This is a genomic window from Amycolatopsis sp. NPDC033938 (assembly GCF_055575975.1).
This window is the reverse complement of the sequence record NZ_JBVIRO010000020.1, coordinates 96444-120596: the sequence shown is the minus strand read 5'-3', so window position 1 is coordinate 120596 and position 24153 is coordinate 96444. Positions and strand designations below refer to the sequence as shown.

Annotated in this window: 23 protein-coding genes; 12 read left to right on the top strand and 11 right to left on the bottom strand. The window is 68.1% G+C overall.

Going from position 1 to position 24153, the window contains the following annotated elements; translation table 11 throughout:
* The first annotated feature begins 28 nt into the window (after window positions 1-28).
* From ACZ5ZX_RS34875 to nicT, 3 genes are all read left to right on the top strand, one after another.
* Window positions 29-1027 (top strand): MurR/RpiR family transcriptional regulator, encoded by a 999-nt coding sequence (locus tag ACZ5ZX_RS34875; RefSeq protein WP_465506239.1) that lies wholly within the window; start codon window positions 29-31, stop codon window positions 1025-1027.
* A gap of 17 nt (window positions 1028-1044) precedes the next feature.
* Window positions 1045-1974 carry an N-acetylmuramic acid 6-phosphate etherase gene (locus ACZ5ZX_RS34870; protein WP_465506238.1) on the top strand — a complete coding sequence of 310 codons (930 nt, stop codon included), beginning with the start codon at window positions 1045-1047 and terminating at the stop codon, window positions 1972-1974.
* Window positions 1975-2048: 74 nt separating this feature from the next.
* A complete protein-coding gene (gene nicT / locus ACZ5ZX_RS34865) occupies window positions 2049-3152 on the top strand; it encodes a Nickel transporter NicT (protein WP_465506237.1) in 1104 nt (367 codons plus the stop codon).
* 97 nt (window positions 3153-3249) lie between these two features.
* Here the strand turns inward: nicT and ACZ5ZX_RS34860 are convergent, their stop codons facing one another.
* On the bottom strand, window positions 3250-4419 hold the full coding sequence (locus ACZ5ZX_RS34860; RefSeq protein WP_465506236.1) for an MFS transporter: 1170 nt from the start codon (window positions 4417-4419) through the stop codon (window positions 3250-3252).
* Between the two features lie 51 nt (window positions 4420-4470).
* Between ACZ5ZX_RS34860 and ACZ5ZX_RS34855 the strand changes: the two genes are divergently transcribed.
* Entirely contained in the window at window positions 4471-4776 is a 306-nt protein-coding gene (locus ACZ5ZX_RS34855) for an ArsR/SmtB family transcription factor (protein WP_465506235.1), read from the top strand.
* Here the strand turns inward: ACZ5ZX_RS34855 and ACZ5ZX_RS34850 are convergent.
* On the bottom strand, window positions 4753-5607 hold the full coding sequence (locus tag ACZ5ZX_RS34850) for an extracellular catalytic domain type 1 short-chain-length polyhydroxyalkanoate depolymerase (RefSeq protein ID WP_465506234.1): 855 nt from the start codon (window positions 5605-5607) through the stop codon (window positions 4753-4755). The two genes, ACZ5ZX_RS34855 and ACZ5ZX_RS34850, sit on opposite strands and share 24 nt — an antisense overlap.
* 119 nt (window positions 5608-5726) lie before the next feature.
* On the opposite strand from ACZ5ZX_RS34850, the gene ACZ5ZX_RS34845 reads away from it, so the two are divergent.
* Both ACZ5ZX_RS34845 and ACZ5ZX_RS34840 read left to right on the top strand, forming a co-directional pair.
* Complete coding sequence (locus tag ACZ5ZX_RS34845; protein ID WP_465506233.1) at window positions 5727-7001, top strand: tannase/feruloyl esterase family alpha/beta hydrolase; 1275 nt, start codon at window positions 5727-5729, stop codon at window positions 6999-7001.
* 5 nt (window positions 7002-7006) lie between these two features.
* Entirely contained in the window at window positions 7007-7591 is a 585-nt protein-coding gene (locus ACZ5ZX_RS34840; RefSeq protein ID WP_465506232.1) for a nitroreductase family protein, read from the top strand.
* Here the strand turns inward: ACZ5ZX_RS34840 and ACZ5ZX_RS34835 are convergent.
* From ACZ5ZX_RS34835 to ACZ5ZX_RS34815, 5 genes are all read right to left on the bottom strand, one after another.
* Window positions 7569-9404 (bottom strand): helix-turn-helix domain-containing protein, encoded by a 1836-nt coding sequence (locus ACZ5ZX_RS34835; protein ID WP_465506231.1) that lies wholly within the window; start codon window positions 9402-9404, stop codon window positions 7569-7571. The two genes, ACZ5ZX_RS34840 and ACZ5ZX_RS34835, sit on opposite strands and share 23 nt — an antisense overlap.
* Window positions 9401-10717, bottom strand: a complete 1317-nt coding sequence (locus ACZ5ZX_RS34830) for an MFS transporter (RefSeq protein WP_465506230.1) — start codon at window positions 10715-10717, stop codon at window positions 9401-9403. Before ACZ5ZX_RS34830 ends, ACZ5ZX_RS34835 begins: the two co-directional genes overlap by 4 nt.
* 23 nt (window positions 10718-10740) lie before the next feature.
* Window positions 10741-11499, bottom strand: a complete 759-nt coding sequence (locus ACZ5ZX_RS34825) for a 3-hydroxybutyrate dehydrogenase (protein ID WP_465506229.1) — start codon at window positions 11497-11499, stop codon at window positions 10741-10743.
* 92 nt (window positions 11500-11591) lie between these two features.
* Window positions 11592-12323, bottom strand: a complete 732-nt coding sequence (locus tag ACZ5ZX_RS34820) for a Fic family protein (protein ID WP_465506228.1) — start codon at window positions 12321-12323, stop codon at window positions 11592-11594.
* Window positions 12320-12817, bottom strand: a complete 498-nt coding sequence (locus tag ACZ5ZX_RS34815) for a phosphoribosyltransferase (RefSeq protein ID WP_465460075.1) — start codon at window positions 12815-12817, stop codon at window positions 12320-12322. Before ACZ5ZX_RS34815 ends, ACZ5ZX_RS34820 begins: the two co-directional genes overlap by 4 nt.
* Window positions 12818-12932: 115 nt before the next feature.
* Between ACZ5ZX_RS34815 and ACZ5ZX_RS34810 the strand changes: the two genes are divergently transcribed.
* The 3 genes from ACZ5ZX_RS34810 to ACZ5ZX_RS34800 all read left to right on the top strand — a co-directional run bounded on the left by ACZ5ZX_RS34810 (window position 12933) and on the right by ACZ5ZX_RS34800 (window position 16255).
* Complete coding sequence (locus ACZ5ZX_RS34810; protein ID WP_465506227.1) at window positions 12933-13511, top strand: GNAT family N-acetyltransferase; 579 nt, start codon at window positions 12933-12935, stop codon at window positions 13509-13511.
* 100 nt (window positions 13512-13611) lie between these two features.
* Window positions 13612-15582 carry an acetate--CoA ligase gene (gene acs / locus ACZ5ZX_RS34805; RefSeq protein WP_465506226.1) on the top strand — a complete coding sequence of 657 codons (1971 nt, stop codon included), beginning with the start codon at window positions 13612-13614 and terminating at the stop codon, window positions 15580-15582.
* Window positions 15583-15748: 166 nt separating this feature from the next.
* Window positions 15749-16255 (top strand): DUF6319 family protein, encoded by a 507-nt coding sequence (locus tag ACZ5ZX_RS34800; RefSeq protein WP_465506225.1) that lies wholly within the window; start codon window positions 15749-15751, stop codon window positions 16253-16255.
* A 265-nt stretch (window positions 16256-16520) separates the two neighbouring features.
* Here ACZ5ZX_RS34800 and ACZ5ZX_RS34795 read toward each other — a convergent pair whose 3' ends face one another.
* Window positions 16521-17819 (bottom strand): MFS transporter, encoded by a 1299-nt coding sequence (locus tag ACZ5ZX_RS34795; RefSeq protein ID WP_465506224.1) that lies wholly within the window; start codon window positions 17817-17819, stop codon window positions 16521-16523.
* Window positions 17820-17927: 108 nt separating this feature from the next.
* Here ACZ5ZX_RS34795 and ACZ5ZX_RS34790 point away from each other — a divergent pair, with 108 nt between their 5' ends.
* A complete protein-coding gene (locus ACZ5ZX_RS34790; RefSeq protein WP_465506223.1) occupies window positions 17928-18608 on the top strand; it encodes a DUF2848 domain-containing protein in 681 nt (226 codons plus the stop codon).
* On the opposite strand, the gene ACZ5ZX_RS34785 is transcribed toward ACZ5ZX_RS34790, so the two are convergent.
* Complete coding sequence (locus ACZ5ZX_RS34785; protein ID WP_465506222.1) at window positions 18572-19354, bottom strand: tRNA(His) guanylyltransferase Thg1 family protein; 783 nt, start codon at window positions 19352-19354, stop codon at window positions 18572-18574. The genes ACZ5ZX_RS34790 and ACZ5ZX_RS34785 overlap by 37 nt on opposite strands.
* Window positions 19351-19803, bottom strand: a complete 453-nt coding sequence (locus ACZ5ZX_RS34780; RefSeq protein ID WP_465506221.1) for an AAA family ATPase — start codon at window positions 19801-19803, stop codon at window positions 19351-19353. Before ACZ5ZX_RS34780 ends, ACZ5ZX_RS34785 begins: the two co-directional genes overlap by 4 nt.
* A 112-nt stretch (window positions 19804-19915) precedes the next feature.
* Here ACZ5ZX_RS34780 and ACZ5ZX_RS34775 point away from each other — a divergent pair, with 112 nt between their 5' ends.
* Window positions 19916-20644, top strand: coding sequence for a VIT1/CCC1 transporter family protein (locus ACZ5ZX_RS34775; RefSeq protein ID WP_465506220.1), 729 nt, complete (start codon window positions 19916-19918; stop codon window positions 20642-20644).
* Window positions 20645-21276: 632 nt separating this feature from the next.
* Here ACZ5ZX_RS34775 and ACZ5ZX_RS34770 read toward each other — a convergent pair.
* Window positions 21277-22737, bottom strand: coding sequence for a peptide MFS transporter (locus ACZ5ZX_RS34770; RefSeq protein ID WP_465506219.1), 1461 nt, complete (start codon window positions 22735-22737; stop codon window positions 21277-21279).
* A 207-nt stretch (window positions 22738-22944) separates the two neighbouring features.
* On the opposite strand from ACZ5ZX_RS34770, the gene nhaA reads away from it, so the two are divergent.
* Complete coding sequence (gene nhaA / locus ACZ5ZX_RS34765) at window positions 22945-24147, top strand: Na+/H+ antiporter NhaA (protein WP_465506218.1); 1203 nt, start codon at window positions 22945-22947, stop codon at window positions 24145-24147.
* Window positions 24148-24153: the final 6 nt, after the last annotated feature.

Sequence of the window (24153 nt, the reverse complement as noted above, 5' to 3'; positions counted from 1 at the left end):
CTGAAGGGTGTGGGTAGCCTTGTCGCAGATGCCAACGGTTAGTAACTTTCCCACGGTGGGCGATACCGAATCCGTAATCGCGGCCGCACCGTCCGAGGCCGTGCCGGCGCAGCCGACACGGGACGCTGACGCGAGCCCGCTTGTCCGGATCCGCTCACTTCTGCCTGGGCTCGCCCGGGCGGAGCAGCGCGTCGCGAAGGTGGTCCTCGAGGACCCGGCGACGGTCGCGCGGCGCAGCATCACCGAGGTCGCGCTCGCGGCCAACACCAGCGAAACCACCGTCACGCGATTCTGCAAGGCTGTCGGCGTCGGCGGATACCCGCAGCTCAGGATCGCCTTGGCGGCCGACACCGCCCGCTCGGAGGCCCGGTCGAGCCGGAACCTCGGCGGCGAGATCGGCCCGGAGGACGACCTGGCCGCGGTCATCGGCAAGGTCAGCTTCGCGGACGCGCGGGCCGTGGAGGAGACCGCCGACCAGCTCGACATTCCGTCGCTACAGCGTGTGATCGATGTCCTTGCGGGCGCGGGCCGTGTCGACGTCTACGGCGTCGGCGCGAGCGCGTTCGTCGCCGCGGACCTGCAGCAGAAGCTGCACCGCATCGGCCGGGTCAGCTTCGCCTGGTCCGACACGCACATCATGCTGACCTCGGCCGCCGTGCTGAGCCCCGGAGACGTCGCGATCGGCATCTCCCACACGGGCGCGACCACGGACACCGTCGAGGCCTTGCGTGTGGCGCGCGAGCACGGCGCGATCACCGTCGCCGTGACGAACTTCCCCCGGTCGCCGATCACCGAGGTCTCCGACCACATCCTGACCACGGCGGCGCGTGAGACGACGTTCCGCTCCGGTGCGACCGCCAGTCGCATCGCGCAGCTGACCGTCATCGACTGCCTGTTCATCGGTGTCGCGCAGCGGCACATGGACGCGTCGGTCAACGCTCTCGACGCGACCAGGGACGCGGTTGGTTCGCACCGGCTGGGCGTACGGCCCGACGGCAGGCGGCGGCCGCGGGAAACCGGCAAATGAGCGAAAAAGTGAGGCGCATGATGACCGTCCCACGCCAGGTGGTGCACGTCGACTCGCCAACCGAACAGCGCAATCCACGGACGACCGACATCGATCTGATGTCGACCATGGGCATTCTCGGCGCGATCAACGCCGAGGACCGCCGGGTCCCCGAAGCCGTCGCGGCGGTTCTGCCGCAGGTGGCGCGGGCGGTCGACTTCGCCGTGGAGGCGCTGCGGTCGGGGCACCGCGTGCACTACTTCGGGGCAGGTACCTCAGGCAGGCTGGCGACATTGGACGCGGCGGAACTCGTGCCGACGTTCAACGTGCCCTCCGACTGGTTCATCGCGCATCACGCGGGCGGCGCGCGCGCTCTGCGCCAAGCCGTCGAAGACGCCGAGGACGACGCGAAAGCCGGAGCCGCCGAAGTGGCCGAGGACGTCGCGCCCGGCGACTTCGTGCTCGGGCTGACTGCTTCCGGCCGGACGCCCTACGTGCTCGGCGCGCTGGCCGCGGCCAGCCGTCGCGGCGCCCGTACCGCCCTGGTTTCGGGTAATCCGGCCGCGGTGCTGCCACCCGGTGTCGATGTCCTCATCGCGGTGGACACCGGTCCGGAAGCGATCGCCGGGTCGACGCGGATGAAGGCGGGCACGGCGCAGAAGATCATCCTCACCGCGTTCTCCACCGCGACGATGATCAAACTCGGCCGGACGTACTCGAACCTAATGGTCAGCATGCGCGCGACCAACGCGAAGCTGCGCGGACGGACCATCAGGATCCTGCGCGAGGCCACCGGCATGAGCATGGCGGACTGCTCCGACGCGCTCACCGAGGCCGACGGCGACCTGAAGGTCGCGCTGGTCCATCTGCTGTCCGGCGAGGACGTCGCGAACGCGGCGAAGGCGCTGGCGGCCAACGATGGCCACGTACGCAAGGCTCTCGACTCCCTGCGGGTGCGCGCGAGCTGAGTCACCACCGATTGCCCATCATCTGCTCGGCTGCTTAGGCTCTCAGGTATTCGTGACTGAGAGGTCGGGTGGTCGTGAGCACCGGCGGACGAACCCGTTCATCCCGACGCCTCGCGCTCACGCGACGCGAACGGGTGTCCGTCGCCGGAATGGCCGGATTCATCCTGCTGCTCAACGTCGTGGGCTGGGGGGTCCTGACGCTTTTCGTGGCGCCGCGCGATTATGAGCTCGGCGCCACGGGCGTTTTCGGGATCGGTCTCGGCGTCACCGCTTTCGTTCTCGGGACGCGGCACGCGTTCGACGCGGACCACATCGCCGCGATCGACAACACCACCCGCAAACTGATGGCCGATGGCCAGCGGCCGCTTTCCGTGGGTTTTTGGTTCTCCCTAGGGCATTCGACGATCGTCTTCCTGCTGTGCCTGCTGCTGTCGCTCGGCGTCCGCGCACTCGCAGGCGCCGTCGAGGACGACTCTTCGGCGTTGCACAAGGCGACCGGGCTGATCGGCACGTCCGTTTCGGCGGTGTTCCTGTACGTCATCGGGATCATGAACCTGGTGGTGCTGGTCGGCATCGTGAAGGTGCTCCGGCGGATGCGGCGGGGCGAGTTCGACGAAGCGGCACTGGAACGGCAGCTCGACAACCGCGGCTTCATGAACCGATTGCTCCGTGGTGCGACGAAGGCCGTGCGCAAGCCTTGGCACATCTACCCCATCGGCCTGCTGTTCGGCCTCGGCTTCGACACCGCGACCGAGATCAGCCTGCTGGTGCTCGCCGGCGGCGCGGCCGCGTTCTCCCTGCCCTGGTACGCGATTCTGGTGCTGCCGATCCTGTTCGCCGCGGGAATGACGCTGTTCGACACCGCCGATGGTTGCTTCATGAACTACGCGTACGGCTGGGCCTTCGCGAAGCCGGTGCGGAAGATCTACTACAACCTCACGGTGACGGCGCTTTCTGTCGCGGTCGCACTGCTCGTCGGGACGATCGAGCTGATCTCGATCCTCACCGAACGACTCGGGATCACGACCGGACCGCTCGCGGCGATCGGGGCGCTGAGTCTGGACTACGTCGGCTACGCGGTCGTAGCGCTCTTCGTGCTCACGTGGCTCTTCGCGCTCCTCGTATGGCGCTTCGCGCGTATCGAGGAGCGTTGGTCGGCCCGGCTTCCCGCAGAGTAGGCCCCTGACCTGCGGAAAGAGAGCAAGGGACCTTTGCTGTCACTTACTTAGCGTACCCACGCTAACGATAGCAAAGGTCCCTTGCTCTCACTTTTGATCAGGCGGGCTGGACCACCGCAGCCCGCGAAGGCAGCGAAAGCGCGAAGGCGAGCAGAGCGACGAAGGCGGCCACGGGACCAACCCACCAGACGCCCGCCGAGGACAGGACGACCCCGCCCAGCGCGGCACCGAGGGCCCCGCCGCCGTAGATCGCGGAACCGTTGAGCCCCAAGGCGACCGTCGGCGCGTCCGGCGCCAGCGAGAACAGCCGGTGCTGCTGCGGCACCATCAGCATTCCGCCGAAGACCCCCGAAGCCAGCGCGAGGACCAGCGTTCCGGGCAGGCTCAGCACGGCGACGTCCAGCAGCGCGAACGTCACGACCATGCCGATGAGCGAGATCGAGCGGACGCGCGCGGGGCCCAGCGAGTCGGTGGCCTTGCCCGCGAAGGCGTTGCCCGCGATCTGCCCGATCCCGAAACCGACGAGCAGCCACGAGATCATCGCGCCCGCCGCCACCGGCGCCACCAGCACCGGCAGGTACACGAAGGCCGCGAAGCCCGCAGCGGTGCCGAGAACGCTCACGCCGAGCACGCGCGCGATCGGCGGGCGGCCGACGACGGCGAGCCTGTCGCGCAACGACACCGTCGGCATCCGGACGCCCGGCAGAAGCGGCACGAGCAGCATCACGACCAGCGCCACCGCGCCGATCCCCCACATCACCGCGCGCCAGCCGAACCAGTTCCCGGCCAGCACCCCGATCGGCACGCCGAGCACCATCGACACGCTCATCCCGTTGGAAACCGTCGCCAGCGCGCGGCCTCGTCGCTCATCGGAAGCCAGCGCGCCGGCGAGAACGTAGGCGTTGGACTGGAACGCGGCGGCACCCAAGGCGGCCAGCACACGAGCGACGGCGACCACCGCGAACGAGTCGCCGATCGCCTGACCGGCCATGCCGATCGTGAACAGCACCATCCCGGCGCCGAGCACCCAGCGCCGGTCCAGCCGTCCGGTGAAGGCCGCGATGAGCGGCGACGAGACCGCGTAGGTCACCGCGAAGACCGTGGTCAGCTGGCCCGCGACGGCTTCGGAAACACGCAGGTCGGTGGCGATGGCCGGCAGCAGCCCGTTCATGACGAACCCATCCGTGCCGACGGTGAAGGTACCGACGGCGAGTATCAGAAGAGCCCCCAGAGCGAGCCGATCATTTGATGATCGTCGAATCGTCATGGGAGGTATAGTGGCCGCATCATTCGATGGCTGTCAAATAGTTGGAGCGAAGTGAGCAGCACGCTGCCGCAACCGGCGACCGACGAAATCCGGATCGTGCCGGTGCTCCAGGCGCTCGCGGATCCCGTGCGCCTGGAGCTGATCCGTGCTCTGCGAAGCAATCCTTCGCCGCGAAGCTGCGCCATCACCGAGTACGACGTCGAGATCAGCGCGCCGACGCTCTCCCACCACTGGAAGGTCCTGCGCGAGGCCGGCCTGACGACGACGTTCGTCGAGGGCCGGACCCGCTGGGTCGAACTACGGACCGAGGACATCCACAAGCGGTTCCCGGGGCTACTGGACGCCGTCCTCGCCTAGCCGCCACTTCGCCGCGAGTTCTCCCGCCGCGCACACGCCGACGTCGAGCAGGTACGGCCCGGCCTGACCGCATCCGGCCCCTGGCGCGATCGGCTGACCGTGCCCCACCCCGTTGATCGCGTGCGTGTCGACGACGGCACCGACGTCAGTCCACTGCTCGGAAAGCTCACGCATGTTCATCGGGGCGACCGTGTAATCCGCGGCCCCGTGCCAGACGCTGACCGGTGACCGCGAGCCCGTGCCCGCGGCACGCACCTTGTCGCCCCACTGCTTCGGCGTCAGATCCTTGCCGGGATTCATGCACGAGTACGCGTCGATCATCGAAGCCGCGCACCCGTACGGCAGCCCGGCGACGACACCGCCGCCCGAGAACAGCTCCGGATACGCCGCGAGCATCACCGAGGTCATCGCCCCACCCGCCGAGAGGCCGGTCACGTAGGTCCGGCTTCCGGCCGCGAAGCGGGCCATCTGCGCGATCGATTCGGCCTCCCCGGACCCGCGCTTGATGTCCCCCGCCTGGAACCAGTTGAAGCACTTGGAGAAGTTGTTCGCCGAAACCTGTTGCGGCAGAACGAGTTTGAAACGCAACTTGTCCGCGAGCCCGACCCAGCCGGAGCCACGCGCGTATCCGGCCGCGTCCTGGGTGCAGCCGTGCAGCACGACGACCGCCGGACGTCCGGACGGCAGCCCGTCGGGGACGTACTCGAACATCTGCAACGCACCGGGATTGCTCCCGAACCCGGTCACCGGGCGGATCGTCGCCGCCTGCGCCGGAGCCGGAAAGAGCAGGGCCACTGTCGAAACCACCGCGCCGATGAGGAGTTTTCGCATCACCCGAGGCTAAAACCGGCACCCGCTGGTTTCCCACGTGGCAGACCACCACAGCGGCGGCCCGTTTTGTGTGGTCGCGCCGGGTACCGGCTCCCGAAGGCCCCGCTTATCGTCGGCCGATGCGGCTCATTCTGGTCCTCGCGATGATGCTGGCCCTGATCACTCCCGCCGAAGCGGCGGCGAGCGGATGCGCGAACGTGCGCGTTCCCGGGGCCGCGGAACAGCAACTGTCCTGTTTGGATGATCTGACCACCCCCGGCACCCTGGCCACCGGTCACACCGTCCAAGCCGATTGGGCGGGTCTGACGTCGGCCGGTTTCCCTGCTCCCGAGGGTGTTCCCGGCACTCAGATCGACGGCTATTTCCCGGACTCGTCGACGGGCAACACCGCGCACGGCTGGAACCACGACGCGCAGTTCGTGCTGCGCCTGCCCGACCGCTGGAACGGCGGCCTCGTGGTCTCCGGTTCGCCCGGCGTGCGGCGGCAGTACGCGAACGACCGCGCGATCGGTGACCAGGTCCTCGCCGCGGGCTACGCGTTCGCCGCGACCGACAAGGGCAACACCGGCGCCGGCTTCCACACCGACGGACGCCGCCCCGGTGACGCGCTCGCGGAGTGGAATTCGCGGGTCACGCAGCTGACCGTCGCCGCGAAGGCGGCCGTGGCCCAGCGCTACGGACGCCTGCCGAGCCGCACCCTCGCGGCCGGGATGTCGAACGGCGGCTACCTCGTCCGCTGGCAACTCGAGAACCGGCCGTGGCTCTACGACGGCGGCATCGATTGGGAGGGCACGCTCTGGCACGAGGACGGCCCGAACCTGTTCACCTTCCTCCCGCCCGCGATCAAGGCCTATCCCGCCTACGCCGCCGGTTCCGAGGCAGCGCACCGAAAGATCCTCGACGCCGGTTTCGCACCGGGCTCGGAATTTCTGTGGCCGTACCACAACGACGTCTACTGGGGCCTGACGCAACGTATCTACCAGGCCGAATTCGATCCGGCGTTCACCGGTACCGACTACGACTACGCCACTCGCCCGCCGTCGGTCCACCGCGCGGTCGAACGGATCTCGCTGACCGGCCGGATCGGCAAACCGCTGATCACCCTGCACGGCACCCTCGACACCCTCCTCCCCATCAGCCGCGATTCGGACGTCTACCAGCGGATGATCGCCGAGCAGGGCCGCGCCAGACTCCAGCGCTACTACCGGATCGTCGACGGCAACCACGTCGACGGCCTGTACGACGCGTATCCGGACAAGCTGCGCCCGATCGGCCCGTGCTTCCGCACGGCCTTCACCGCGCTCGAAGGCTGGCTCGACGGCGTCAGGCCGCCCGCTTCGGCGACGATCCCGCGCGCGAGCGGTGACCTCGCGACCACTTGCGCCCTAAGCTGATCAGCATGGAATTCCAGGACGTCGTCCGACGCCGTCGCATGGTCCGGAAATTCACCGACGAGCCCGTGGCCGAGGTGAGCCTGCGGCGCATCTTGCGCAACGCGCTGAAGGGTCCCTCGGCCGGTTTCTCACAAGGACAAGGGTTCCTCGTCCTCACCGGCGAAGAACTCGCGAAATTCTGGGAGTTCGGGGCGAGCTGGGCGCCGGAATCGGTGACCACGGCACCGGTCGCGATCGTGCCGCTCTCGGTCAAGAACGCGTACCTCGACCGCTATGCCAAGCCCGACAAGGGAGTCACCGATCGCGACGAGTCGTGGTGGCGTGTGCCGTACTGGGACATCGACACCGGGATGGCGACGCTGCTGATCCTCCAGACGGCCGTCGACGAAGGTCTGGGCGCCGTGTTCTTCGGTCTCTCGCCAGAGAGCGTGGAGCGCGTCCACCGCGACTTCGGCGTGCCCGGGGATCACAATCCGATCGGTGTCGTGGCACTCGGCCACAGCGACGAGCCCGGTCCGTCGCCCGGCTCGTCGGCGACCACGATCGCGCGGCGCGACTTCGACGACGTCATCCGTTTCGGTCACTGGTGAGGCGGTGCAGCCTGAGCGCGAGCTGGAGTTCCAGCGCGCGCTCGGGCGCCTGCCACTCCTCGCCCAGCAGTGACGCGATCCGGTCCAGCCGCTGCACGACGGTGTTGACGTGCACGTGAAGCAGGTCCTTGGCGCGCGTCAGGTTGCCGCCGCAGGCGAAATACGCCCGGAGGGTGCCGATCAGATCCGTCCCACGGCGTTCGTCGTAGTCGAGCACCGGACCGATCGTGGTCGTCACATACGCGCCGAGATCGGCGTCTTCACCCAGGAGAAGCCCGACGAATCCGAGGTCGGCCATGCTCGCGCCCTCACCGGCTCGCCCGAGTGCCAGTAGCGACGCGACACATCGCGCGGCTTCGGCGTGTGCCTCGGCCAGAGCCCTCGGCGAATCGGCAGGCCCTGCCGCACCCACCGTCACCACACAGTCCATTGTGGACGCGAGTTCGGCGGCGACCGATCGGGCCAGCGCACCGGGATCCGCACCCCGGACCAGCAGGACGACCTCGTCGGCGTGGACACCGACCAGATCGGCGTGCCGGGCGGCGGCCATGGCCAGCCGACGGCGGGAGACATCGTCGGAATGCGCGACCAGCACCGCGTGCGATGTCGACAAGTCGACCCCGAGCCGACGTCCGCGCGCCAGCAACGCCGCGGGATTGCGGCCGGGTGCGGTGAGCAGGTCCGACAGCAGCTCCCCGCGCACCTCGTCCTCGGCGCGTGCCACGGAACGCCGTTGCATCAGCAGTACCGCGGTGACCACGCCCGCCCGCTCGAACAACCGCCGATCCGCCTCGCCGAGTGCCGGTCCGCCGCCCAGCACCAGACTGCCGAGGAACTCCTGCCCCGCTTGGACCGCGCACAGCCAACCGTCCTCAGTGGACACGGCGCGCCCGCTCGCCCTGGACGCCGCGACGGCGGCTCGCGAAAGGGCCGAGTCGCCGCCGGTCCTGGCCAGGACAGCGCCGTCGGCGTCGTAAACGGCGATGGCCCCGCCGAGCACGTCCGCGACCGCGGCGGCGACCTCGGCCAGGTCACCGCCGCGCAGCACGAGATCCATCAGCCGGTCGTGTGCGTCTTCGGCGCGGCGCATCGCGTCGTTGTGCGCGCTGATCGTCGCGTTGGCGGCGTTCAGCTCGGCGACCGCGCGGCGCGTCTCGTCGAGCAGATGCGCGTTGTCCAGCGCGATCGCCGCGTGGTCGGCCAGTGACGACAGCAGTGCGACCTCTTCCGGGCTGAACTCCCGCGTGGTCCGGTCCGAGGCGAACAGGACGCCGATGACCTTGCTCCCGATCGCCAGCGGCACGCCGAGGATCGCCGTCAGGCCCTCGTCGCGCACGCCGGTGTCGATCGACGACGTGTGGCGGAACCGCTTGTCGTTGAAGTAATCCGCCGTCGCGTACGGCCGCGCGGTCTGCGCGACCAGCCCGCCGAGCCCCTCGCCCATGCCCAGCACGATGTCCTGGAACAGCGCGGAAACCGACCCGTCGGTCACGCGGACGTAGGTGTTGCCTTCGGTCTCGTCGTTGAGGCTGAGGTACGAGACGTCCACGCCGAGCAACGCCCGCGCGCGCCGCACGATCGACCGCAGGACGGCGTCCGGATCGTCCAGCCGCGCGAGGTCACTCGCCGTGTCGAACAGCGCGGCCAGCTCCGCCTCGCGCCGCCGGTGCTCTGCGACGGTGTCCCGGATCCGCAACGCCAGCTCGGTGGCCTTCGGATCGACCGGGACGTGCGCCAGCTGCTCGCTGCCCGCCCCGGAGGCGAGCAGTTCGAGCAGCCGGCGCAACTGCGCGGATCCGTCCACAGAGGTCATGCTGGCACGTGACCGCGCTCCGGGAGAACTTCGGAGTGCAGGGACTCGCCCTTGGTCTCACGAGCCGCGAGCAGCGCGATGACCGTCAGCACGCACATCGCGACGACGTAGAGCGAGACCGGGACCGTGCTGCCGAACTCCCTGAACAACGCGACCGCGACGAGCGGCGCGACCGCGCCTGCCGCGATCGACGACAGCTGCCCGCCGACCGAGAGGCCGGTGTAGCGGACCTGCGTCGGGAACTGTTCGGAGAAGAACGCGGCCTGCGGCCCGTACATCGCGCCGTGCAGGACCAGCCCGACGGTCGCCGCGAGAATGATGACGCCGGAATTCTTCGTGTCGAGCATCGCGAAGAACACGAAACTCCACACCGCCATGCCGATGGCGCCGAACAGATAGACCGGACGCCGTCCGATCCGGTCGGAAAGAATGCCCCACAAGGGAATGGTCACGAAATGCACGGCCGAGCCGATGAGCACCGCGTTGAGCCCCGCCGATTTCGGCAGGCTCAGCCCAGTGGTGACGTACACCAGAATGAACGCGGTGATCACGTAGTACGAAACGTTCTCCGCCATCCGCGAGCCGATCGTGATCAGCACCGCCCGCCAGCTCTTCCGGAACACCTCGACGACGGGGGCGTGCGTGGTCTTGTGGTTCTTCTGCGCGGCAAGGAAAACCGGGGATTCGCTGACCGCGAGCCGGATCCACAGCCCGATCACCACGAGGACACCGGACAGCAGGAACGGGATCCGCCAGCCCCAGCTGAGGAAAGCCTCGTCCGACTGCGTCGCCGCGAGCACCGCGAGGACCGCCGTCGCGAGCAGGTTTCCGCCAGGGGCACCACACTGCGGCCACGACGCCCAGAACCCGCGCCGTTTGTCGTCGCCGTGTTCGGAGACGATCAGGACCGCGCCGCCCCATTCGCCGCCGAGCGCGAAACCCTGCACCAACCGCAACAGTGTCAGCAGGATCGGCGCCAGGGCACCGACGGCGGCGTACGTCGGAAGGACACCCATCGCGCAGGTCGAACCGCCCATCAGCAGCAGGCTCAGCACCAGCAGCTTCTTGCGGCCGACCCGATCGCCGAAGTGGCCGAACACGAGCCCGCCGACCGGCCTGGCGAGGAATCCGACGGCGTAGGTGAGGAACGCGAGCAGCGTGCCGGTCAGCGGATCGTCGGAGGGAAAGAACAATTTGCCGAACACCAGCGCCGCGGCGGAGGTGTAGAGGAAGAAGTCGTACCACTCGATCGTCGTGCCGATCAGGCTGGCGCTGACGACCTTCGCGATCGAGCCGCGGTTCTGCGTGGTCACCGAAGGCGTCCTTTCTTGGGGGGTCACGCGGCGGTCCAGCCGCCGTCGAGGGGAATGGAGGTACCGGTGACATGGGCGGCGTGGTCGCCGGACAGCCAGAGCACGCACGCGGCGACGTCGGCGGGTTCGATCAGCCGCTTGATCGCCGAACGGCGCAGCAGGACCTGTTCGATGACGGCGTCGCGTTCGAGGCCGTGTTCTTCGGCCTGCGCCTGGAGCTGTCCGGTGACCAGCGGCGTCCGGACGTAACCGGGACTGACGCAGTTGCTGGTCACGCCGTGTTCCGCGCCTTCGAGCGCGGTGACCTTGGAGAGGCCTTCGAGAGCGTGCTTCGCGGTGACGTACGCGGATTTGAACGGGCTCGCGCGGAGGCCGTGGACGCTCGACATGTTGACGACGCGCCCCCAGCCGCGTTCGTACATGCGTGGTAGCACGCGGCGGATGAGCAGGAACGGCGCGGTGACCATGAGCGCCTGTATCCGGACGAACGTCTCCGGCGGGAACTCGTGGATGGGCGCGATGTGCTGGAAACCGGCGTTGTTGACGAGGATGTCGATCTCGGCCGGGAGGGTCTCGATGGCTTGGGCGTCGGTGAGGTCGATGATGTGCGCGATGCCGTTGACGTCGGCCGCGGCCTTCTCGACGGCGTCGTCGATGTCGACGAGATGGACCTTGGCGCCGACTTCGGCGAGTGCCTCGGCGCACGCCAGGCCGATACCGCTCGCCGCCCCCGTGACCAGCGCGGACTTACCGGCCAGATCGCTGTGATACGCACCACTCATGCCGGACGACGTTAGGTCGCCGGGGGCGCTTAAGCCATGTGGCTACGCACTACACCTGCTCAAGATCTCGTGTGCGCTCGCCACACCATGAGTCAGCCGGCGGCGTCCGAGATCGACTTCGCCTCGCGAGCGCCGGCTTCGAAGGCTTCGAAGGAGAAGAGCAGCCAAGCCCGGACGCCCTCCGGAGTTCCTTCAGCGAAGGCCGAAGCGGCTTCGAGGTATTTCGGCACCCGCCGGAAGTACGCGACCTCCGGCACCGTCAGCGCCTTCGGGTCCAGCCCTGTCGCCACCGCCGAAAGCCGGGCCGCCGCCCGCGCGACGACCCCGTCCGCGGAGCCGAAAGGCTTGAGTGCCAACAGTTCCCCGTGCACGACAGCGGTCAGCACCGGTCCCGGAGCGGACGTCGCGCCGGTGACCAGTTGCGCCAGCATCTCCAGCCGCGGCCCGACGTCGGCGGACGACCGCGGCCGTCCCAGCGCGTCGAGGTCCGAAACCAGATCCGACGCGGCGAGCACGTGCAGCCGCGCCAACGCCTGCAGCGGCGCGCGCCGCCACGCCGGGAGCAGTCCCTCCAACGCTTCCGCGACCCGCAGCGCGCCCGCCAGCACCGGATCGGTCACCTCGCCGGATTCCGGCAGTTCGGGCGTGGCGCCCTCGATACCGGCCGACGCCCGCGCCGCCCGCACGGACGCTTCGGAAGCCGTCGCCGCGCCGCCGCGAAGGTTGGCCGGCAGCCGGTGGACGGCGAACACCGCGTCCTGCGCCGATTTCGAGGCCGCCGCGACCCCTTCGAGGTCCAGGAGCGGCTTCAAGGGATCCGTCATGCGTCCAGCACCTGCCCGGCGCGCCGCACCACGGGTGCCTGCACCGACCACGGGAAGTTGATCCACAGATCCGTGTGCTTCCAGACGTATTCGCATTTGACCTCGGACCGCGGCTTCTCGTAGACGACCGCGCACCGCACCTCGGCGACGTGGTCGGCGCAGAAATCGCGGACCAGCTTGAGGGTGGCGCCGGTGTCCGCGACGTCGTCGGCGACGAGCACCTTCTTCTTCGTCAGGTCGACGACGTTCGGCACCGGCGGCAGCATCACCGGCAGGTCGAGACGCTGGTCGACGCCGGTGTAGAACTCGACGTTCATCACGTGCAGGTTCTTCACGTCCAGCGCGTAGCCGAGCGCGCCGGCGACGAACAGCCCGCCGCGCGCGATCGACAGGATCAGGTCCGGTTCGAAGCCGTCGTCGGCCACGGCCTGCGCCAGATCCCTGCTGGCCGACCCGAACAACTCCCAGGTGAGCTCTTCCCGCTCCTCGGCCATGCCGCCTCGCCTTCTCGATCGTTCCCGCGAGCATAGGCAACGCCCTAGTGGCCTTCTCGAATGCTTCGAAACTGGCTATCCAGTGAGGCCATTATCCGGTCGTACCGTCGAGATCGTGAACGACTGGAATGACCACGCGACCCTGTCCGGCGAACGCGTCCGCCTCGAACCGCTCACCCGCGACCACGCGAAGGGCCTGTTCGAAGCCGGGTCCGACCCGGCGATCTGGACCTGGCTCAGCCTCCGGCAGCCGCAGGACCTCGCCGCGGCCGAAGCGATGGTCGACGACATCCTCGCCGACACCGCCCGCCGCGCCTGGGCGCAGATCGACGCGCACACCGGCGAGGTCGCGGGTACGACGTCGTTCTACGCGATCGACGCGCGCCACCGGATCCTGTCGATCGGCTACACCTGGATCGGTTCCGCTTGGCAGCGCACCGGACTCAACCGGGAATCGAAACTCCTGTTGCTGCGCCACGCTTTCGACGACCTCGGCGCCAACCGCGTCGCTTGGGAGACCGACCTCCGCAACCTGAAGTCGCAGCGCGCGATCGAACGCCTCGGCGCGCAACGGGAAGGGGTGCTGCGCGCGCATCGCGTCCGGCCGGACGGAACCGTCCGTGACACCGTCGTCTACTCCCTCACCGGACCAGAATGGCCGGCGGTCCGTACCGCTTTGTCCTCAAGCGTGTGAATGCCGTGCGCAACCACGATGCAACCTTTTACTTCGCGTCGTAACGTCGATAGCGTGCCAACGGGCGTGAAGACACGCGAATCACAGGAGGCATCGCACCATGACCGAGCAGTCGCCGGCGCTGGACAATTTGCTCACGGAGAGCAGGACCTTCCCCCCGAGTGAGACCTTCAGCGCGCAAGCGAATGCCACCGCCGACTTCTACGCCGAAGCCGACGCCGACCGGGAAGCGTTCTGGGCCAAGCAGGCGGAACGCCTCCACTGGGAAACGAAGTGGTCACAGGTACTGGACTGGACCAATGCGCCGGTCGCGAAGTGGTTCGTGGGCGGCAAGCTGAACGTCGCCTACAACTGCGTCGACCGCCATGTCGCGGACGGTCACGGTGAGCAGGTCGCGATCCACTGGGTCGGCGAGCCCGGTGACAGCCGGGACATCACCTACGCGCAGCTGAAGGACGAGGTTTCCAAGGCCGCGAACGCTTTCGAGTCCCTCGGGATCACGTCGGGCGACAGGGTCGCCATCCAGATGCCGATGGTCCCCGAAGCGATCGTCGCGATGCTCGCGTGTGCCCGCATCGGCGCCCTGCACAGTGTCGTCTTCGGTGGTTTTTCCCCGACAGCACTGCGTTCCCGTGTGGACGACCAGGCGGCGAAGGTGGTCATCACCACCGACGGCCAGTACCGCCGCGGCAAGGCCGCCCCGATGAAGGTGAACGTCGACGAAGCGCTCGAAGGCGCCGAGTCGGTCGAGAAGGTCATCGTCGTCCGCCGCACCGGCGACGAGGTACCGATCACCGAAGGCCGCGACCTCTGGTGGCACGAACTGGTCGACGGCCAGTCCGCGGAGCACGCGCCGCAGGCGTTCGACTCCGAGCACCCGCTCTTCATCCTCTACACCTCCGGCACCACCGGGAAGCCGAAGGGCATCCTGCACACCTCCGGCGGGTACCTGACCCAGGCGGCGTACACGCACCACAACGTCTTCGACCACAAGGCGGGCGAGGACGTCTACTGGTGCACCGCCGACATCGGCTGGATCACCGGGCACACCTACATCGTGTACGGGCCGCTGGCGAACCGGACGACGCAGGTCGTCTACGAAGGCACGCCGAACACGCCGCACGAGGGCCGCCACTGGGAGATCGTCCAGCAGCACAAGGTCTCCATCTACTACACGGCGCCCACGCTGATCCGTACGTTCATGAAGTGGGGCAACGAGATCCCGCAGAAGTACGACCTCTCCTCACTGCGCGTGCTCGGCAGCGTCGGCGAGCCGATCAACCCCGAGGCGTGGATCTGGTACCGCGAGAACGTCGGCGCGAACTCCGCGCCGATCGTCGACACCTGGTGGCAGACCGAGACCGGCGGGATCATGATCTCGCCGCTGCCCGGCGTCACCGCCACGAAGCCGGGTTCGGCGCAGAAGGCGCTGCCGGGCATCTCGGCGAAGGTCGTCGACGACCAGGGCGTCGAGGTCGGCAAGGGTGGTGGCGGCTACCTGGTGCTCGACAAGCCGTGGCCGGGGATGCTGCGGGGCATCTGGGGCGACGAGCAGCGCTTCCGCGAGACATACTGGTCGCGCTTCGCCGACCAGGGCTACTACTTCGCCGGTGACGGCGCGAAGTACGACGCCGACGGCGACATCTGGCTGCTGGGCCGCGTCGACGACGTGATGAACGTGTCCGGGCACCGCATCTCGACCACCGAGGTCGAGTCCGCGCTGGTCTCGCATCCGACGGTCGCCGAGGCTGCCGTCGTCGGCGCGACGGACCCCACCACCGGACAGGGCATCGTCGCGTTCGTCATCCTGCGCGGCAACGCCGTGGACGGCGGCGACAAGGCCGTTCAGGAGCTGCGCAACCACGTCGCCAAGGAGATCGGGCCGATCGCGAAGCCGCGGCAGATCCTGGTCGTGCAGGAGCTGCCGAAGACGCGTTCCGGCAAGATCATGCGCCGCCTGCTGCGCGACGTCGCCGAGAACCGCCAGGTCGGCGACGTCACCACGCTGGCCGACTCGTCGGTGATGGACCTGATCTCTTCGGGGCTGAAGTCCGGCAAGTCCGAGGAGTAACCCACCGCTCGCGCCATGAAAGGTCCTTTCCTTGCAAATTTTGCGAGGAAAGGACCTTTCATGGCGTCCGACACGCCTTAGCACACCCCAGCGCACGTCACTCGAACGCCTGTTCTAGGATGTGCCGGGTACCACCCCATACCCGGGCAAGGAGACGACACCGACGATGACCGTGGATGCCTTGACGCGCACTGACGCCGCGTCCGAAGAAGCGGCTACCGAAGCGCCCGTCGACTCGACGCCGCAGGCGGAGGCCACCGAGACCCCGGCCGAGTCCAAGGCCGAGACTCCCGAAACGACCGACGCCCCGAAGTCCGACGAGGCCCCGGCTTCCGACGAGCAGGCGGCGGAGTCCCCCAAGCCCAAGCGTGGCCGCCCGAAGGTCGCCACCACGGCCAAGAAGACTCGCACCGTCGAGCTGACGCTCACGGTCACCGGCACCGCCGACGGCGAGTGGCAGGCCGAGCTCAAGAACGGCGCCAAGTGGGTCGCGAAGGGCCTGGAGATCCCGGCCGCCGCCGTGTCCCGCGCCGCCAAGGAGCTGCACGCCGACCTGTCGGGCCCGATCGACGAGGTCATCAACGCCGCACGTGAGCTGCAGGCCGCCAAGGTGGCCCAGCTCGAAGCCGAGCTGGAGAAGGCGAAGCTGGCGCTGGCCGAGCTGGACGCTTAAAACTTTCCTCCCGACCGGGGCGGACGCTGGATATCAGTGTCCGCCCCGGTTTCTGTTATCCGCCGATCGGCGGGCGCGAAGGCAGCGGGGTCTTGAACTCGATCCACTGACTGTCCACAATGGCCTCGACACTGTGCTGGACACCGCGCGGGTGGACGATCGTCCCGCCCGCTTCGAGCGTGACCTCCCGCCCGCGCGAGCGTCCGGAACCGGCCCTGCCCGCCGATCAGCGGCAGACCCTCCACTGTGGACATCGGTGTCCAGGTCATCGCGCCGGCTCCAGGACCTCGTCACGGTCCGGATCGCGGGCGAGGACGACGCCGATGATGCTGACGACGGCCGTCGCGAGCAGGTAGACGCCGATCGCGAGCCAGGTCCCGTAGCCGGCGAGCAACGCCGTCAGCAGCAGCGGCGCGGGCGCCCCGCCGATGACACCGGCGAGGGTGTAGGCCAGCGAACTGCCGGTGTAGCGCAGCCGCGGCGAGAACTGCTCGGTGACGAGCGCGGCCTGCGGCCCGTAGAGCGCGGCGTGGATGACCAGCGCGAGCACGATCCCGGTCACCAGCATGACGAACGAACCGCCGCTGACCATCGGGAAGAACACGAACGGCCAGATCCCGGCCGCGATGGTCGCGAACAGGTACATCTTGCGCCGCGAGATCCGGTCCGACAGCGCGCCGAACAACGGCATCAGCACCAGCTGGAACGCCGAACCGATCATCACCGCGGCCAGCCCGGCGCCGCGCGAGAGACCGGTGTGCGTGGTGACGTAGGTGAGGACGAAGACGGTGAACAACGCGTACAGCACGTCCGGGCAGACACGGATCAGCACGGCAGCGACCAGCGCGCGGCGTTCGGTGCGGAAGACCTCGGAGATCGGCGCCGACGAACGCTCACCGCGCTCCTGGATCTGCTTGAAGACCGGCGTTTCCTCCAGTTTGAGCCGGATCCACAGACCGAAGCCGACCAGCGCGCCCGACAGCAGGAACGCGATCCGCCAGCCCCAGCTGTTGAACTGGTCCTCGGTGAGCAGCGCGGCGAGGACAGCCAGCACCCCGTTCGCGAGCAGGTTGCCGGCGGGCGGGCCGATCTGCGCGGCCGACGCCCAGAACCCGCGTTTGTTCGGATCCCCGAACTCACTCGACAACAGGACGGCACCACCCCACTCGCCGCCGATACCGACACCTTGGGCGAACCGCAGCGCGACGAGCAGAACGGCCGCGAAGCCGCCGATGGTCTCGTATGTGGGCAGGACACCGATGAGGAACGTCGCGACACCGGTGAGCACGAGCGTCATGACCAGGATGCGCTTGCGGCCCAGCACGTCGCCGAGTCGTCCGAAGAGGAACCCGCCGAGCGGCCGGGCGAGGTAGCCGACCGCGTAGGTGGAGAACGCCGCCATCGTGCTCGCGAGCTGGTCCTCCGAGGGGAAGAAGAGGTGCCCGAAGATCGTCGCGGCCGCCACCGAGTAGGCCGCGAAGTCGTACCACTCGAGCGCTGTTCCCGAGAGGCTGGCCGCGAAGGCCTTGTGCAGCGAGCGCCGGTCACCGGCTGGTGAAGTCATGTCCACATCCCGTCCGTTCGAGGTCCTCAACCCCGCCGGGAGGGGTTGAATTGCGGATATACTCCTTGTATACAAGGCGTATGCGCAACCCCCAATCTCGGAGGACAGATGCCTGAGCTGCGTTTCACCCTTCCCGACGGCCAGGAGCGGCGGACCGAGGTCCACACGCTGCTGAACGCCGGATACGCCGGTCGCAGCCAGGAGGACGTCGCCGCCCACGTGGCCGAACTGGCCGAACTCGGCGTCCCCGCGCCCTCGGTGATCCCGGCGCTCTACCCGGTCGCGCCGTACCTGGCGAGCCAGACCGAAGAGGTCGCCGTGCAGCACGAACGGACCTCCGGCGAGGCCGAATGGGCCATCGTCATCACCGGCCCCGCGCCCGAGGACGTCCTCCTGACCGCCGCCTGCGACCACACCGACCGCGCGCTCGAAGCGCACGGTGTCGCGTGGAGCAAGAACGCCGGACCCGACGTCCTCGCCGCCAAAGCCTGGCGCCTTGTCGACGTCCAGGACCGGCTCGACGAGCTCACGCTGTCCGCCTGGGCCGGGGAAACCCTGATTCAGCAAGGAAAACTCGCGGAACTGCTGCCGCCGTCGTACTGGCTGGACGTACTGCGCGAACGCGGCCTGCACGCCCCGGGCACCGTGCTGATCTCCGGGACGATCCCGATGGTGCACGGCGTCGACCAGTTCGCCGACTCGTGGCGCGTGGAACTGGGCGACCCGGCGACCGGCGAGACGATCGACCTCGCCTACCGGGTGCGGCGGTTGCCCGAGCCCATCGGCTGAAGCAGTTCGCCGAGGAAGGCGCGGTACTCGTCCTTCATCGGCAACTCGCGCTCGACGCGGACGCGGCGGCGGGTCGCGGCGACCTCCCTTTCGCGCACCGGATCGAACCCCGTGCGCTCATAGGTCTCCCAGTACAGCCCGACGCCGCGCCGCTGCCAGGCCGGCAGTTCGGTGAAGTTGATGCCGTGCGCGTAAAGCAGCTCGTTCTTCTCCGGAATGCCCGCGCCCTCCAACACCTCACCCGCTTCCCGCGCCGATTTCCCGGCCTGGCGCAGGGTCCAGTAGCACCAGCCGTTGAGCGCGCATCGCGTCGCGTCCGACTGGCGCCACGAGAAATAGTCGACGACGTCGCCGGCCGTCGTGCCGAGCCAGATCCGCCCGTCGAAATGCGCGGGCACCCCGGCCGCGTGCGTGAACGCCGCCGACGCGACCCCGGCGGAGATCGACACGAGCTTCTCGACGCCACGGCCGAACAGATCGGCGGCGGGGTCGAGCAGGATCGAGATCTCGTCGCTCTCGGTGTAGACGTAGGTCGCGGCGAATTCCGCCATCAACGCCTGAGCCGTCTCGATCATGAACGCGCTGAACCGCGGATCGAACGGCTTCTCGAAACGCGCTTCGGTGAACTTGGAGAATCCGCGGCCGTCGACGCGGAGCACCGTCCACGAACCCGGCGGCACGGTCAGGCCGTGGAACCACTCCCGTTCGCGTTGCCGCGCCTCGAAACCGGCGGACTCCACAGTCACCTCCGCTCCACGACGAAACCGCCGTCGCCGTCGAAACCGACGGTGTACAGCTCGTCGAACCCGTCCTCGGCGCCAGGCGGCCGCAGGCGCTTGAGCGTGGCATACAGACCGACGTCCGGCACCCGGGTTTTTCCCGTCCTGAGCGCGTTGCGCCGCTTCGACCCGGCGAGGTCGGGCGGGAACCAGTACCCGGCGACACTCGCGCCGTGCCGCCTCGCCACCTCGATCAGCGGCGCCCACTCCTCCGGCGACGGGTTGGTGTTGTCGACCACCACCGATCGTCCCTCGTCGAGCGCCTCGGCCAGCATCCTCAGTTGCCGCGCCTGCGGGCGGCGGGCGTTGGGGAAGGTGTCCTTGCTGACGTGGACGTGCGTGCCCGCGAACATCCGCCGGAAGAACGTCGTCTTCCCGGAGGCTTGGAGCCCGATCAGGACCACCATCTCGGCCATGGGCACAACTTAGCCCAAGAGTTAGGTAAGGCAATAATGAATAAGGTTTGCCTAGCATCAACCGATGAGTTTCCCGCTCGCCGATTCCCGTTCTTCGTGTTTCACTGAATAGGTGACCGAAACCATCTCCGATGAATCGACGGCGCATCCGCACGAACCGCACAGGGGCCTCGGCGGCAGGCTGAACTGGCTGCGCGCCGGGGTACTCGGGGCGAACGACGGGATCGTGTCGGTCGCCGGCATCGTGGTCGGCGTCGCGGGCGCGACCACCGACTCCACCACGATCGCGACGGCGGGAATCGCGGGCCTGGTCGCGGGCGCGCTTTCGATGGCGGGCGGCGAATACGTCTCGGTGAGCACTCAGCGCGATACCGAACGCGCGCAGTTGCGGCTGGAAAAGCGCGAACTGAAAGAGATGCCCGAAGCCGAAGAACGCGAACTCGCGGAAATCTACGAGTCGAAGGGTCTTTCCCCGGAACTCGCCGCCGAGGTCGCCAGGGAACTGACCGAAAAGGACGCACTGCAGGCGCACGCGGAGGCCGAACTCGGCATCGATCCGGACAATCTGACCAGTCCGTGGCAGGCGGCGTGGGCGTCGCTGGTGGCGTTCACCGTCGGTGCCCTGCTGCCGTTGCTGTCGATCCTGTGGACGTCGACTTCGGCGCGGGTCTGGGCGTGCGCGGCGGCGGTGGTGGTCGGGCTGGCGCTGACCGGCTTCATCAGCGCGAAACTCGGCGACGCCCGGATCGGCCGGGCGATCGCGCGGAACGTCGGCGTCGGCGCGCTGACGATGCTGGTGACGTACTACGTCGGTGTGCTTTTCGGGACGACGGTGGCGTAGGCGCCCACGGGCGACAAAAGGCCCCTTCATTGTGCCTTTTCCATCTTGGTTGGCGGTGCAGACATCTCGCAAGTGATCGACTACCTGCGAGGTCAGGCCACTCGGGACCCGTGCCACACGCTCTCCGCCGGTCAGAGCCACCGCCCCACGTCACCGGACCCGAAACCTCCTGGTCGTCAGTGGTCAGTGTCGTTCTGGCCAAGGGTGTTTTAAGTACCTACGCTGGGTGGGTCCGGTAGCGGCCGGGCCGTGAAGGACCCCTTGAGGGACTCAGAGTCCCTCAACGAGCCCCTCACCCGCCCCCGGAAAGCCATCACAAGCCTCAACGGCCTCACCTGTCACACTGGCTGCAGGCCACCAGTAGGCACCTAAAGAGGGTTCGCTCTAACGACACTTACCACTCACGACCAACTTTCGGGCCCGGCGACCTGGGCGGCGGCGCGTGTGTCACGGGGTCCTGAGTGACCTGACCTCGCGGGTAGTCGACTCCTTGCGACGGTCTGCACCGCGAACCAGGATGAAAAGGCTCATTGCGAATTTCGCGACAAAAGGCCCCTTCATCGCGAAATTCGCGACGAAGGGGCCTTTCATCGCACGTTCGAGGATCGCTCGTCAGTGCGGCGTGAAGCGCGTCAGTGAACGCCCTTCATGAGCTTGCGGATCATCGGCGTCGCCACCAGAAGCGCCACACCGACCACGATGGCCACGCCGCCGACGATGCTGAAGTACGGCGCTTCGTCGTCCACTGTGTAGTACTCGGCGAGCTTTCCGGACATCGCGGTGCCGAGCGAAATGGACAGGAAGTTCAGCGCCACCATCTGCGTCCGGAACGCCTCCGGCGCGAGCTTGGTCGAAAGCGAAAGACCGACCGGCGAAAGCATCAGTTCCGCCATCGTGAACACGAACAGGATGCCTGCCAGCGCGAGCAGCGGGCTCGCGTTCTTGCCGCTGCCGACCATCGGAAGGAACAGCAGGAACGCCACGCCCATGGCAACCGTGCCGAGGACGAACTTGATCGGCGAGGACGGCTGCCGCGAGCCGAGTTTCGTCCAGATCGCCGCGATCACCGGCGCGAACAGGATGATGAACACCGGGTTGATCGAGTTGACCCACGCCACCGGCATCTCCCAGCCGAAGATGGTGCGGTTCAATCGCTCGTCGGTGTAGGCCGCGACAACGGTGAACTGCTGCTGGTACAGCGAGAAGAACGCCGCGCTCGCGATGAACATCGGGATGAACGAGTACACCCGGCTGCGTTCGTCGGCGGTGATCTTCTTGCTGCTGATGATCACCACGAAGTAGATGACCGAGATGACCGCGACGGCCCCGACGACGATGTCGACCAGGTTGGCCGGGTTGATGACACCGAAGACCACCAACAGGACGATGGCCGCGACACCCACCGCGGCGGCGCCGTAGACCACCGGACGCTGTGACGCGGGCAGCGGGTTCGGGATCTCGCTCGCCTTGTCGCCGAGATTCTTGCGGCCGATCGTGTACTGGATCAGGCCGAGCGCCATCCCGATGGCGGCGAGTCCGAAGCCGACGTGGAAGCCGATCTCGCTCTGCGCGAGCCCGGTCAGCAGCGGCCCGACGAAGCCACCGATGTTCACGCCCATGTAGAAGATGGTGAAACCGCCGTCGCGGCGCTCGTCGCCTTCCGCGTACAGCGTGCCGACGATGGCGGTGGCGTTGGACTTCAGCCCGCCACTGCCGACGGCGACGCAGACGAGACCGACGCCGATACCGGCCAGGCCCGGCAGCAGCGCGAGGCTGATGTGCCCGACCATGATCAGGATCGCGCTGTAGAACAGCGTCCGTTCGGAGCCGAGCACGCGGTCCGCGACCCAGGCACCGATCACCGCCGAGAGGTAGACCATGCCGCCGTACGCGCCGACGATGCCGAGCGCGGAGGCCTTCGGCAACGCGAGGCCGCCCTGGCTGACTTCGTAGTAGAGGTAGATGGGGAGGATGCCGAGCATCCCGTAGAACGAGAATCGCTCCCACATCTCGACGCCGAAGAGGTTCGCCAGTCCTCGTGGGTGCCCGAAGAACCTCGTGTCTTGCTGGACCTCGGTAGAGGTACTCACCATGCCGTCCTTATCGAAGACATCGTTGTCGTTTTCAGTTGACATGCTAGAAGCCCATGATGTGGACCGGACACCGACGTCCGTAGCGTTCTTGTGGCAACAGTCATGAAGGCGCGATTTCCCCAGCTAGAAGCGTTAAAATCGCGTCAAGGTGCGCCGGGAAGTCTGGTCGGCAACAGTATTCGTCGTTGCCGAATTCCGGAGGATGCCGTGACCAGCGGTCCCACCCGCCCCGCGAAAGCCGTCGTCGCCGACTTCGCCCGCTATCTCCGCACCGAAACCACGGGCGGGATGATCCTGCTCGGGGCCACCGCGATCGCCCTGCTCTGGGCGAATTCGCCCATCGACGACATTTACCGCGCGATTCGCGACTTCCGGCTGGGCCCCGAATTCCTCCACCTGAATCTGACGATCGGCGACTGGGCCAAAGACGGTCTGCTCGCCTTGTTCTTCTTCGTCGCGGGCCTGGAACTCAAACGCGAACTGGTGGTCGGCGAACTTTCCCGGTTCAAGCAGGCGATCCTGCCGGTGGTGGCCGCGATCGGCGGCATGATCGTCCCGGCACTGGTCGCGCTCGCCGTCGGCTGGGGGACGCCGGGGATCGACCGCGCGTGGGCCATCCCGGTCGCCACCGACATCGCGTTCGCGCTGGGGGTGCTGGCGCTGACCGCGTCGAACCTGCCGAGCAGCGCCCGGGTCTTCCTGCTCTCGCTGGCGGTGGTCGACGACCTCGGCGCGATCCTCGTCATCGCGATCCTGTTCACCGCGAAGTTCGACCTCGTCGCCGCGGGTGTCGCCGTACTCGCCCTCGCGCTCTACGCCTACCTTCAGCACCGCCGCGTCCGCAGCGCGTGGATCTACGTCCCGCTCGCGTTGATCACCTGGGTCGCGGTGCACTCGGCGGGCGTCCACGCCACCATCGCCGGCGTCGCGCTCGGTCTGCTCACCCGCGTCCGTGCCGACGAAGGCGAGGAGCACGCCCCCGCGATCCGGCTCGAACACCGGCTGCAGCCGTGGTCGGCCGCCGTGGCCGTACCGCTCTTCGCGCTGTTCGCCGCGGGGATCACCGTGAACGCCGACTCGCTCGGCGCCGTCTTCACCACGGCGTTGCCGCTGGCCGTGCTGATCGGACTGGTCGGCGGGAAGCTCGTCGGGATCTTCGGGGCCAGCCTGCTGGCGGTGAAGTTCAAGCTCGCGGAAAAACCTCGCGGGATGGGCTGGCGGGACATCGGCGCGTTGTCGATGCTCGGCGGGGTCGGGTTCACCGTGAGCCTGCTGATCGCCGATCTCGCGCTCGACGGAGAGGCCGTCGAACTGGCGAAGACGGCGGTCTTGATCGCTTCGGCCATCGCATCGCTTTCGGCCGCCGGGATGCTCGTGCACCGCAGCCGGGTGCACGCCCGGGACGATTGAGAGCGC

What these genes read in the sequence shown, in the direction of transcription:
- ACZ5ZX_RS34875 (WP_465506239.1), top strand. Translation starts at nt 29, where the DNA reads ATGCCAACGGTTAGTAACTTTCCCACGGTGGGCGATACCGAATCCGTA.
- ACZ5ZX_RS34870 (WP_465506238.1), top strand. Translation starts at nt 1,045, where the DNA reads ATGATGACCGTCCCACGCCAGGTGGTGCACGTCGACTCGCCAACCGAA.
- ACZ5ZX_RS34860 (WP_465506236.1), bottom strand. Translation starts at nt 4,419, where the DNA reads ATGACGATTCGACGATCATCAAATGATCGGCTCGCTCTGGGGGCTCTT.
- ACZ5ZX_RS34850 (WP_465506234.1), bottom strand. Translation starts at nt 5,607, where the DNA reads ATGCGAAAACTCCTCATCGGCGCGGTGGTTTCGACAGTGGCCCTGCTC.
- ACZ5ZX_RS34845 (WP_465506233.1), top strand. Translation starts at nt 5,727, where the DNA reads ATGCGGCTCATTCTGGTCCTCGCGATGATGCTGGCCCTGATCACTCCC.
- ACZ5ZX_RS34840 (WP_465506232.1), top strand. Translation starts at nt 7,007, where the DNA reads ATGGAATTCCAGGACGTCGTCCGACGCCGTCGCATGGTCCGGAAATTC.
- ACZ5ZX_RS34835 (WP_465506231.1), bottom strand. Translation starts at nt 9,404, where the DNA reads ATGACCTCTGTGGACGGATCCGCGCAGTTGCGCCGGCTGCTCGAACTG.
- ACZ5ZX_RS34825 (WP_465506229.1), bottom strand. Translation starts at nt 11,499, where the DNA reads ATGAGTGGTGCGTATCACAGCGATCTGGCCGGTAAGTCCGCGCTGGTC.
- ACZ5ZX_RS34820 (WP_465506228.1), bottom strand. Translation starts at nt 12,323, where the DNA reads ATGACGGATCCCTTGAAGCCGCTCCTGGACCTCGAAGGGGTCGCGGCG.
- ACZ5ZX_RS34815 (WP_465460075.1), bottom strand. Translation starts at nt 12,817, where the DNA reads ATGGCCGAGGAGCGGGAAGAGCTCACCTGGGAGTTGTTCGGGTCGGCC.
- acs (WP_465506226.1), top strand. Translation starts at nt 13,612, where the DNA reads ATGACCGAGCAGTCGCCGGCGCTGGACAATTTGCTCACGGAGAGCAGG.
- ACZ5ZX_RS34800 (WP_465506225.1), top strand. Translation starts at nt 15,749, where the DNA reads ATGACCGTGGATGCCTTGACGCGCACTGACGCCGCGTCCGAAGAAGCG.
- ACZ5ZX_RS34795 (WP_465506224.1), bottom strand. Translation starts at nt 17,819, where the DNA reads ATGACTTCACCAGCCGGTGACCGGCGCTCGCTGCACAAGGCCTTCGCG.
- ACZ5ZX_RS34790 (WP_465506223.1), top strand. Translation starts at nt 17,928, where the DNA reads ATGCCTGAGCTGCGTTTCACCCTTCCCGACGGCCAGGAGCGGCGGACC.
- ACZ5ZX_RS34780 (WP_465506221.1), bottom strand. Translation starts at nt 19,803, where the DNA reads ATGGCCGAGATGGTGGTCCTGATCGGGCTCCAAGCCTCCGGGAAGACG.
- ACZ5ZX_RS34770 (WP_465506219.1), bottom strand. Translation starts at nt 22,737, where the DNA reads ATGGTGAGTACCTCTACCGAGGTCCAGCAAGACACGAGGTTCTTCGGG.